This is a genomic window from Pseudarthrobacter sp. B4EP4b, assembly GCF_006680095.1.
Taxonomy (GTDB): Bacteria; Actinomycetota; Actinomycetes; order Actinomycetales; family Micrococcaceae; genus Arthrobacter.
On record NZ_VHIJ01000083.1, the window covers coordinates 1 to 11,077 of the forward strand.

Below are 11,077 nucleotides of genomic sequence, written 5' to 3' on the forward strand. Positions count from 1 at the left end.
CCCTACGGCGGCATCGCCATCACCGCCGCCGTCTCCCTCCTGGGCGTCCCGCTGAACTACCTCGTCCCCGCCCAGGCCTTCGAAATCGTCCTCAACGTCGCCTCCGTCGGCATCGTCATGACCTGGGCCACCATCGTCCTGTGCCAGATCCAACTCAAACGCTGGGCCGACAAAGGCTGGCTCGAACGCCCCTCCTTCCGCATGTTCGGCGCCCCCTACACCGGCTACCTCAGCCTCCTCTTCCTGGTCGGCGTGCTGATCATGGTCTTCATCGACTCACCCCTGACCATGCTCGTCACCGCCATCGCCTCCATCCTGATGGTCATCGGCTGGTACGCCTGCCGCAAACGCATCCACGAAATCGCCGAAACCCGCGAAGGCCACACCGGCCTCTCCCCCGTCATCGCCAACCCACCCGCCGAGACATTCAGGTAAGCCGGAAGGCTCCACCCACAGGCCATACATAAACCCGAACAACAAAGAAAGACCATGACAACGGAACCCGCAGCAATCCTGACCGCATCACCCACCCGGCCCGCCGCCGTCGAGCCTTCCCGGCAGCACAACCCGCAGGCAAATCCAGCGGAGGCACCACCGGCAACCAAGTCCGCGGGGCACGTTATTGTTGATTCGCTCATCGCCCACGGCGTGGAACGCACGTATGTGGTGCCGGGCGAGAGCTTCCTGGACGTGCTGGACGGCCTGCATGCCTCCGATGTCGAAACCATTGTCTGCCGGCATGAAGGCGGTGCCGCCTATATGGCCGAGGCTGACGGCAAGATGAACCAGCGCCCAGGCGTGGCCATGGTGACGCGGGGGCCGGGCGCTGCCAACGCGCACGTGGGTCTGCACACCGCGTGGCAGGACTCCACTCCCATGCTGTTGTTTGTGGGCCTGATCCCGTTCGCGCACCGGGACCGGGAGGCCTTCCAGGAGTTCGACATTAAGGCCTGGTTTGATACCGGTGCCAAGCGCGTGATGGTGCTTGACCATGCCGACCGGGCGTCCGAGATCGTGGCGGAGGCGATGTTCGCTGCCATGAGCGGGCGGCCCGGCCCGGTGGTGGTGGGCCTGCCGGAGGACATCATCCGCCAGCAGATCGACCCCGCGCTGCATCCCGCAATTCCCGTGGCCGCCGGCGGCATGAGCAGCACGGATGCCGCAGCCCTTCGCGCTGCACTGGCGGAATCGCGCAAGCCGTTGTTCGTCACCGGCGGCAATGACTGGACCCAGGAAGCTGCGGACCAGCTGACCGGCTGGCTGGAGCGCCACCAGATCCCGGCGGCAGCCGAGTGGCGGACGCAGGGAACGGTGTCCTTCGATTCGCCCTCCTACGTGGGCCCCATCGGCTACGGCCGGCCCCGCCCCACCTACGACCTGCTGGAGGAAACGGACCTGCTGGTTTTTGTGGGGACGGTGCCGGGGGATGTCATCACGGACGGGTTCGTCTGCCGCCAGGACTGGAACAAAAAGAACTTCCTGGTGACCGTGGACCCGTCGCTCCGCGGGCGTTCGGGTCCGGTGTCGCGGCAGATCCTCTCCAAGCCGGAGGCCTTTGTGCAGGATCTGGCCGGGATTGACCTGCCGGTGAAGGAAGAGTGGAAGGCGTGGACGGAGCGGATGCGGGGCGAACAGGAGCACTTCGCCGCGCTGCCCCCGGCCGCACCGTCAGCGGGACAGGCCAAAATGGACACCCTGATGGCGAACCTTGTGCCCAGGCTGCCCGAGGATGCCATGGTGACCTTCGGCGCAGGCGAACACACCAACTGGGCCCACCGCTACTTTCCCACCCGCCGCTATGCCTCCATGATCAGCGCCCGCAACGGCTCCATGGGGTACTCCGTGCCGTCGGCCATTGCGGCATCGCTGGCAGACCCCGCACGCCGGGTGGTCACCATCGCCGGGGACGGTGAGTTCCTGATGAACGGCCAGGAGCTGGCCACCGCGGCCCAGTACGGCGCCACTCCCCTCGTGGTGGTCATGGACAACCAGGAATACGGCACCATCCGCACCCACCAGGAGCGGCACTATCCGCAACGCGTCTCCGGCACCCAGCTGCAGAACCCCGACTTCGCTCTGATGGCCAAGGCCTTCGGCGGTTTTGGGATCACGGTCACCGAGGACAAGGACATTCCGGCCGCCCTTGATGCAGCGTTCGCCGCCATTGACCAGGTCGGCGTCTTTGCCCTGATCCACCTCGTCGTCGAACAGCGCGTCAAGGCGTACTGAGCCACGTCCGCGCGCAGCAGCCGCGCGGACTCAGCGTTGCCCTGACAAACAGCAGCGGACGACGGCGGGAGCCACCCGCCGTCGTCCGCTGCTGTTATTGAGGTAACTAGCTACGCGGACACGCTTTCGGTAATCCGCTTCGGTGTGACGGCGGGGACGCCGTCGCCGTCCTGTCCGTACAGCCAGTCGTTGTACTGGAAGTTGTTGTCCTTGCGGCTCTTGAACAGCAGGTTCCGCAGGGTCCGGGCGAGGCCTGAAACGTGCCACGACTCGCCCCATACACGGGCGGTGCGCTGGACGCGGGCAGTGCGGCCGGCGCGGACGCTGTTGAACTCCCGGATGGCCTCGTCCCATGCATCGGGCTTGATCCCGTCGGCAGTGAACACAGTCCCGATCGAAGAATCCTGCAGCACGGCAGCGTCCTCCAGGGCCTGGCAGGCACCCTGGGCCAGGTATTGCAGCATGGGGTGGGCGGCGTCGCCCATCAGCACCATCCGGCCGGCCACCCAGTTTTCGATAGGGTCGCGGTCGTACATGGGCCAGCGGATGCCGGTGGCCAGGTTCTTCAGCGCCTCCTGGACCGCGGGAACGCAGTCCTTATATGCAGCCTCAAGCTCATCCACTCCGCCGTACTGCTCTTCGCCGCGTTCAAAGGACGCGGACTTGAAGACGGCCACGGTGTTGAGCAGTTCGCCCTTGCGCAGCGGGTACTGCACCAGGTGGCAGTCCGGGCCGAGGTAGACAATAACGTCCTCGAGGTCTGCTTTGGGCGTGTTTTCGGTGATGGGAACGGTGCCGCGGTAGGCCACGTAGGCGGACGAAACAGGCTCGTCGTTGGCCACGAGCGGGCGGAGGGTGGACTTGAGTCCGTCAGCTCCGATCACCACGTCCGCCTCGTAGTCCACGCCGGCGGCGGTGTGTGCCACGCCGCGGTCATTGACGGTTTCCACGCCCTCGACCATGACGTCGTTGACGAGCTTGACCCCGGCGGCTTCACAGCCTTCGAGCAGGACGCGGTGCAGGTCGCTGCGGTGGATCACCACGTAGGGTGCGCCGTAGCGCTCCGCGAACTCCCCGCCGAGCGTCTGTCGGGTGAGTTCCTCGCCGGTAACGGCGTCACGGAACACCAGGTGCTTGGGCTGCACGCCGATTTCCAGCGCCTTTTCCAGCAGGCCCCAGCGCTTCAGCACGCGGGAGGCATTGGGGGCCATCTGCAGGCCCGCACCCACCTCGCCGAATTCGGGCGCCCTTTCAACGAGGGTCACGTTGGCGCCGTTCTCGCGCAGTGCGAGGGCTCCGGCCAGTCCGGCCATGCCCCCTCCGATCACCAGGACATCGGTGGAAGTGGCGTGCTCAGACATTACTTGCTCCTGTGGTTGTTGGGTTTTTGGATTTCAGGTGAAGGCCGACGGCGGTCAGCAGCACGGCTGCGATGGCGGCGGCGCCGGCGAAGGCGAGGAAGTTCGAGTTGACTCCCAGCCCCGCGGCCAGCAGCAGGCCTCCGGCCTGCGGTGCGGCGACGGCGCCGATCCGGCCCGTGCCCAGCGCCCAGCCCAGCGCGGTGCCGCGCAGGTGGGCAGGATAGTGGTTGGCAACGGCGGCGATGATGAGGCACTGTGTGCCGTGGGTTCCGACGCCGGCGAGCACCAGCATGAGGTACACCACCGTTACTGGAGGCCCCGTCACCAGGACCACCAATGCACCTGCTGCCACGGCGGCAGCGGCGATCGCGGTGGGTACGGGGCCAAAACGCGTGCCGGCCCAGGCCGTGATGACCGAACCGGCCACCGCGCCGAGGTTCAGTGCCAGCGCGAAGGTCAGCGCCGAGCCCAGGTTGTAGCCCGCCAGCTGCATCAGGTTGGGCAGCCAGGTGCCCAGGCCGTACCAGGCGAACAGTGTGGCGATGGTGGCTACCGCGAAGAGCATGCTGATGCCCAGGTACGGGGCGCGCAGCAGCGAGGAGAAGCCTGTACTGGCTTTGGTGTTGGCTGTGACTTTGCCGCTCCGGGAGTCCTGTTCCGAACCCAGCGTTTCCGGAAGGTATTTCAGTCCAAGCGGCACCACGATCACCAGCGCCAGCACGGCCACCAGGAACATGGACTGCCAGCCGAAGGCGGGAATCAGCTGGATCCCGACCAAGGCGGCGATGGAGCCGCCGATCGGAACGCCGGACATCATCAGGGTGGCAATGGTGGACCGCCATTTGGTGGGGACCAGTTCGGCCACGAGGGCGTTCGCGGAGGGCACCAGCCCGCCGAGCCCGATTCCGGCGAGCAGCCGCAGAATGCCGAAGATGGCGGCGTTGGGGGCGAAGGCGCACAGGACGGTGAAGACGGAAAAGACCACCGCGCAGCCAAGGATGGTGCGGCGGCGGCCCCACGAGTCGGCCATCCGGCCGGCGAAGATCGCGCCGATCATCATGCCCAGGAACGCCATGGATCCGATGGTTCCGGCGGTGGCTTTGGTGAGGCCCCAGCCCGTCTCCGAAATCAGGGAGGACTGGACCGTGCCGTAAACAATGAGGTCATAGCCGTCGAAGACCACCAGCAGCCAACAGACCAGGACCGCCAGGACGGATGCCTTGGGGAACCGCGCTTGCCTGTCAGCTGACGACGGGCCGGGAGCCCCCGGCGTGGACCGTTGCGTCGCTGCAGCGGGAAGTATGTGATTCATCCCACTACTGTCATGGCCGGCGAAGATGAATCACAATACAATTCTGATGTGCAGAAAAGTCCCGCTCCTACCCCCGGCGCAAGGCAAGGACGGAAGTCCGCCCAGAAGAAGCCGGTCCAGAAGCGCCCCACGTATTCCATCGAGGCAGTGGACAACGCGCTTCAGCTGCTGCAACTCCTGCGCGACGGCGGGACGTTGCGGCTGAAGGACGCGGCCGAGGAACTCGGGGTTGCGCCCTCCACGGCCCACCGCCTCCTGGCCATGCTGGTCTACCGTGGCTTTGCAGTCCAGGACGAGACCCGGCGCTACGTTCCGGGCCCGGCCATGGGCGTCGGCCCGGCAGGATTGAGCTGGACCCGGCTGCTGCGTTCGCTGGCCCAGCCACACATGGAGCTGCTCTCAGCGCAGCTGAACGAGACAGTCAACCTCATGGTGCGGGTAGGGACCAAAGTGCGTTTCCTCGCCACCGTGGAAGGTACTAACGTGCTCCGGGTCGGCGACCGGCAGGGGACGGTGTTGCCCGCCAACAAGACCTCCGGCGGAAAGGCCATCCTTGCCGAGCTGGATCCGCCCATGATCCAGCAGCTGTTCCGCAGCAACAATGCCGAGATCAGTGGCGACACCATAGCCGAGGAGGATTTTCCGGCCTTCCTGCGGGAGCTGGATTCGGTCCGTAGCAACGGCTTTGCCGCCAATTTTGAAGGCACCGAAGATGGCGTGAGCGCGTTGGGCATGGCGCTGCACAACCGGCACGGCAATGTGGTGGGGGCGATCAGCGTCGCCACCCCTGCCACACGGTTCCGGGCAGTGTTCGACGGCGGACTGGTCGCCGCCCTGCGTGAGACCTGCCGGCAGCTGGAGATCGACATCGCGGCGAACCCGGCTGAGCCGGATTAAGCGCCTTCACCCTAATTCTGTAGAGCAGAATATGCTCGTTATCACATGCACTTCCTCCGTAGGGTCGAACTACGCCAAAACTGTTCGGACCTATCGAGGAGGCCTTTCGTGTCCATCAGCGCCGAAAACGTGACTCATGAATCAGTGGCCGCCAGCCACGCCCTGCCGGAGCCCACCCCGGAGGAGGCTGCGCAGCTGGAGCAGCTGTACCAGGACTTCGATAAGGAGAACCTGATTCCGCTGTGGACCGAGATCGGTGACCTGATGCCGATGGTCCCGAGCCCCAAAGCCGTCCCGCACGTGTGGCGCTGGAACGACCTGTACCCGCTCGCCGCTCGTGCCGGCGACCTGGTTCCGGTGGGCCGCGGCGGGGAACGGCGGGCCATTGCCCTGGCCAACCCCGGCCTGGCCGGCACTCCGTATGCAACCCCCACGTTGTGGGCAGCCATCCAGTACCTGGGCGGCCGGGAAACAGCGCCGGAGCACCGCCACTCCCAGAACGCGTTCCGCTTCGTGGTGGAGGGTGAAGGCGTCTGGACCGTGGTGAACGGTGACCCGGTGCGGATGTCCCGCGGCGACTTCCTGCTCACCCCGGGCTGGAACTTCCACGGCCACCACAACGACACCGATGAGCCGATGGCCTGGATTGACGGCCTGGACATTCCGTTCGTGCACTACTCCGACGCAGGGTTCTTCGAGTTCGGCACTGAACGCGTCACCGACGAAGCCACCCCGGACATCTCCCGCTCCGAACGGCTCTGGGCCCACCCCGGCCTGCGCCCGCTCTCCGGCCTGGACGACACCACCAGCTCCCCGATCGCAGCGTACCGGTGGAAGTACACGGATGCTGCACTGCGTGAACAGCTGCTGCTGGAGGACGAGGGCCACCCCGCCACTGTCTCCCAAGGGCACGCCGCAGTCCGGTTCACCAACCCCACCACCGGCGGGGACGTGATGCCTACCATCCGGGCCGAGTTCCACCGCCTCCGCGCTGGTGCCGGCACGGACACAGTCCATGAAGTGGGCTCCAGCGTGTGGCAGGTCTTCGAAGGCACCGGATCGGTGGTCCTGAACGGCGAAACGAAGCAGCTGGCCAAGGGCGACCTGTTCGTGGTTCCGTCCTGGGCTTCCTGGTCATTGCAGGCCGATACCGAGTTTGATCTGTTCCGCTTCAGCGACGCCCCGATTTTCGAGCGCCTGAGCTTCAACCGCACCTACATCGAAGGACGCACCAAGTAATGAAACTCCTCACCCTCCGCCTCGCCAACGGCAGCGAAACACGCACGACGGCGGTGCGCCAGGACGGCGCTACCCTCACCGAGATCCCCGGATTCGCCGACGTCGGCGCCCTGCTGCAGGGCCCGAACTGGGAAGCCGCGGCGAAGGCGGCCAACGGCGCAACGCATGCCCTTGACGGCGCTGACCTTGCCGCCGTCGTCCCCTCCCCCGGCAAGATCATCTGCGTGGGGCACAACTACCGCAACCACATCAAGGAGATGGGCCGGGAAGTCCCGGAGTACCCCACTCTGTTCGCCAAGTACGCCGAATCCCTGATCGGCCCCAACGACGACCTGGCCCTGCCGCAGGAATCGGACACCGTGGACTGGGAAGCCGAACTCGCCGTCGTGATCGGCAAGACCGGTCGCCGCATCGCCGAGGCGGATGCCGCGGACCACATCGCCGGTTATGCCGTACTGAACGACGTCAGCATGCGCGACTACCAGTTCCGCACTATCCAGTGGCTGCAGGGCAAGACCTGGGAGAAGTCCACCCCGTTCGGCCCCGCCCTGGTTACTAAGGACGAGTTCACCCCCGGCCCGCTGATGACCTCCGCCGTGGACGGTGACGTCCAGCAGTCCACCCCCACCTCGGACCTGGTGTTCACCCCGGAATTCCTCGTCTCCTACATCTCCACCATCATCACGCTGAACCCCGGTGACGTGATCGCCACCGGCACCCCGGGCGGCGTGGGCCACGCCCAGGACCCCAAGCGGTACCTGCAGGAAGGCCAGGTCCTGGTGACGACCATCGAGGGCCTGGGCCAGCTGAAGAACCGCGTCATCAAGGAAGCCTGATGGTTGCCCGCCACGACCAGGCCACCGACCCGGTGCTCCTGCAGTCCCTGCTGCAGGCGCGCCGGGGCACGGCGTTCTTCGCCCGCAAGCTCAACGAGCTTTCCGACGCGGAGCTCGACGGCGGCAGCCTCCTTCCCGGCTGGACGCGCCGGCACGTTGTGGCACACGTGGGCTACAACGCCCGCGCCATCGCCCGGCTGATCGAATGGGCCGCCACTGGTGTGGAGACCCCGATGTACTCCTCCCCGGAGGCGCGGAACCACGAAATCGAGTTCGGCGCCACCCTCTCCCCCATCGCCCTGCGGCACCTCTTCGACCACTCGGCCGTGCACCTGAACGTCGAATGGCGCGACCTGCCCGCTGACGCGTGGCGCCACTTGGTCAAGACGGCCCAGGGCCGGGTTGTTCCGGCCGAGGAAACTGTCTGGATGCGCACCCGCGAGGTCTGGCTCCACGCGGTCGACCTGGACAACGGTGCCACTTTCAGCGATGTTCCCGCAGCCGTCCTGGAACGGCTCCTCGCTGACATCACCGGCGCCTGGCACACCCGCGGCACCGATACCGGACTGGCCATCCGGGTGGAGGGCACTGCCGTGGCGTTCGGCGACACGAGTGCAGCGAACCCGACGATCATCACCGGGCCGCTGGCCGCCGTCGTTCAGTGGGCAGCGGGCAGAGGCTCAGGCGGTGTGACAGTGGAAGGCTCCGGCGCCAACGGTGCGGTCCCGGTTGCCCCACAGTGGATCTAGACGCCAGCGCTGACAAGGGCGGCCAGCGAGATTCGCTGGCCGCCATTGCTATGCCTGGTGGAAGGAATTCCGCCTACAGCCGGGTGTCGAAGGATCCGCAGAACACGTTGTCGTTGAACGTGCCCTGGAACCGGGACTTGCCCTGGATCTTGTCGATGGTGGCCCGGATGGCTTCCCGGGATCCGGCGTGGGCGTGGATCGCGGTCTTGACCATGGGGACATCAATCAGGTGGTTGGGCTGGTTGAGCGAGACAAACACCGTGGGCACCTCGGTGACGTACCACGGGATTTCCGCGGCCATGGGCGAGGACCACTTGATTCGGATGGCCGCCTCCTGGGCAAAGCCCTTCACATTGGCGAATACCAACGCGGCATCGTACCTGTCCGCGTAATCGCCGGTGGCTTCCTCGGACAGGACCCTCATGAAGTTCATGCCGGTCTCCCCTGCTGCTTCCCGCTGCTCTGCTGTCTTGAAGACATGCACCTCAAAGCCGGCGGCCTCAAGCTCTTCCTTGACCGTGTCCAGGTAAGCGAGCGGGTCAGCCCGGGTGAAGTCGGCGCCGCCGGAAATGCCGTACAGGCGGATCCGGCGGTGGGTTTCCGGAGTGATGGGCAGGTTGCCAGCAGTGTCCTTGACCAGGGTGACGGTCTTGTCTGCGATGTCCGCCGCAATGGCGCGGTGCGCTTCGCTGCCAATCACGGCAAGAGCTTCAGGAGCCGGGACCAGATCCGATGCGGGCTTGCGGTGCAGCCCCAGGGAAGCCTTCAGCCCGAGAATCCTGCGCAGGGCGTCATGCAGGCGCTGATCGGTAATGACACCGGATTTGTAGCCGTCCAGCATGTATTGGAAATCCTCGGCGGGGTTGCGGAAGAACAGGAACATGTCGCAGCCTGCGGCGATGGTGGCCGGCACCAGGTCCTTGCGCTTCATGGCCTGCGTGAGGCCCACCATCTGCGAGGCGTCCGTCAGCACCAGGCCGTTGAAGCCGAGTTCGCCGCGGAGCAGGTCCTGCAGCAGCTCCGGCGCGAGCGTCGCGGGGCGGATGTCCGCATCGGCCAGGCCTGGCCGGAAATGCCGGGACAGTTCCGGCGCCCCGATGTGCCCCACCATGATGGACTGCACGCCGTGGCCGATCATCTCGCGGTACACGTGCCCGTAGGTGCGGTTCCACTCTTTATAGCTGAAGGTGTTGTAGGAGGTGACCACGTGCTGGTCGCGCTCGTCCACGCCGTCTCCGGGGAAGTGCTTCATGGCGCACACCGTGGGCGACTCGCTGATGCCGTCGAAGTACTCCTTGGCCCGCTCCACCACGATCTCCGGGGTGTTGCCGAAGGACCGGGTGGAGATGACCGTGTTCCGCCAGTTGTAGTGGATGTCCACGATCGGGGCGAAGGCCCAGTTGCAGCCCAGCGCCGCAGTTTCCACACCGGCCACCTGTCCCATCTGGCGGGCTATGCCCTTGTCCGGATGCGAGCCGGCCTGCAGGTGCGTGGACACAAACGTCCCGTCGTCGCAGCTTCCGGCTCCTCCCATTTCCGGGTTGGACGCCACCAGCAGCGGAATGCGGGTCTTGGACTGCGCATAGCGGATGTGCTCCTGCACCGCGGCCGAGGGCCCGGGCCGGTAGCGCATGCCGCCCACGTGGAAGTTCTCCAGCACGCCGTCGAGGTACTCCGGGGAGTAGTCGTTGTTGTGGTTGATGAACAGCTGGCCGATCTTCTCCTCAAGGCTCATCCCGGCAAGGGTGGACTCCACCCAGGCGACCGCGTCGCCGTCGAGATTAAACGGCGCAACCTTGAGGTCGACGGCGAACTGCCGCGGGCGGGTGCCTGTGGCACCGGCAGTGCCGGCAACGTCAGCAGGACGTCCGACGGCGGCAATCCCGGCGAGTGCCTCCCGCACCACCTGCTGCACGGGAGAGGCGATGTCGACGACCACCCCGGCTTCGTCAGCGCCGAGCGGTTCCAGCGTGGCGAGCTGGGACTCCAAGAGGGCGGGCGGCATAAAGTGCCCGGTCCGCCCTTCGGTGCGTGCCCGCAAAACCTCTTTGCTGCCGTGCAGGTGCAGGAAGATGGTGTCCGGCGCCTGGGCCCGGATGGCGTCACGGTAACTGCGGCGCAGCGCGGAGCATGCCAGCACCAGGCCGCCCTCGCCGGCGCTGGCGAGTTCGGTGCCCACAGTGGTGAGCCAGGGCCAGCGGTCCTCGTCCGTCAGGGGTGTGCCGGCGGCCATCTTGGCGACGTTCTCCACGGGGTGGAGGGAATCGCCGTCCAGGAACGGGACGCCGAGTTCCCGCGCCACGAGGTCGCCGATGGTGGTCTTGCCGCAGCCGGACACGCCCATCACGATGATGCGGAGCTTGGGCTTGGCTGTGTCGGGTTGGGGGGTGTTCACCAGTCGTGGACCGTTCCGTCGATGAGGCGGTTGTAGGGCAGGTAGGCCTGCTGGTAGGG

Annotated in this window: 8 protein-coding genes and 1 pseudogene; 6 read left to right on the top strand and 3 right to left on the bottom strand. The window is 66.3% G+C overall.

What is annotated here, in order from left to right:
* Both FNL14_RS22665 and FNL14_RS22670 read left to right on the top strand, forming a co-directional pair.
* Positions 1-435, top strand: a pseudogene (locus tag FNL14_RS22665) (L-asparagine permease); the annotation flags it as partial.
* Positions 436-489: 54 nt separating this feature from the next.
* Positions 490-2,229 (top strand): thiamine pyrophosphate-dependent enzyme, encoded by a 1,740-nt coding sequence (locus tag FNL14_RS22670; protein ID WP_142064978.1) that lies wholly within the window; start codon positions 490-492, stop codon positions 2,227-2,229.
* A 110-nt stretch (positions 2,230-2,339) separates the two neighbouring features.
* Here FNL14_RS22670 and FNL14_RS22675 read toward each other — a convergent pair whose 3' ends face one another.
* Entirely contained in the window at positions 2,340-3,590 is a 1,251-nt protein-coding gene (locus tag FNL14_RS22675) for an FAD-dependent oxidoreductase (RefSeq protein WP_142064981.1), read from the bottom strand.
* Entirely contained in the window at positions 3,583-4,902 is a 1,320-nt protein-coding gene (locus FNL14_RS22680) for an aromatic acid/H+ symport family MFS transporter (RefSeq protein ID WP_142064984.1), read from the bottom strand. The genes FNL14_RS22675 and FNL14_RS22680 overlap by 8 nt, the downstream gene beginning before the upstream one ends.
* Before the next feature lie 48 nt (positions 4,903-4,950).
* Here FNL14_RS22680 and FNL14_RS22685 point away from each other — a divergent pair, with 48 nt between their 5' ends.
* From FNL14_RS22685 to FNL14_RS22700, 4 genes are all read left to right on the top strand, one after another.
* Complete coding sequence (locus FNL14_RS22685; RefSeq protein WP_255470974.1) at positions 4,951-5,799, top strand: IclR family transcriptional regulator; 849 nt, start codon at positions 4,951-4,953, stop codon at positions 5,797-5,799.
* A 108-nt stretch (positions 5,800-5,907) separates the two neighbouring features.
* Positions 5,908-7,038: a cupin domain-containing protein gene (locus FNL14_RS22690; RefSeq protein ID WP_142064987.1), complete on the top strand. Its 1,131-nt coding sequence runs from the start codon at positions 5,908-5,910 to the stop codon at positions 7,036-7,038.
* On the top strand, positions 7,038-7,874 hold the full coding sequence (locus FNL14_RS22695; RefSeq protein ID WP_142064990.1) for a fumarylacetoacetate hydrolase family protein: 837 nt from the start codon (positions 7,038-7,040) through the stop codon (positions 7,872-7,874). The genes FNL14_RS22690 and FNL14_RS22695 overlap by 1 nt, the downstream gene beginning before the upstream one ends.
* On the top strand, positions 7,874-8,623 hold the full coding sequence (locus tag FNL14_RS22700; protein WP_142064993.1) for a maleylpyruvate isomerase family mycothiol-dependent enzyme: 750 nt from the start codon (positions 7,874-7,876) through the stop codon (positions 8,621-8,623). The genes FNL14_RS22695 and FNL14_RS22700 overlap by 1 nt, the downstream gene beginning before the upstream one ends.
* 73 nt (positions 8,624-8,696) lie before the next feature.
* Here the strand turns inward: FNL14_RS22700 and FNL14_RS22705 are convergent, their stop codons facing one another.
* The gene (locus FNL14_RS22705; protein ID WP_142064999.1) at positions 8,697-10,967 is read right to left on the bottom strand and encodes a gluconokinase, GntK/IdnK-type; all 2,271 of its coding nucleotides are present in this window, start codon (positions 10,965-10,967) and stop codon (positions 8,697-8,699) included.
* Positions 10,968-11,077: the final 110 nt, after the last annotated feature.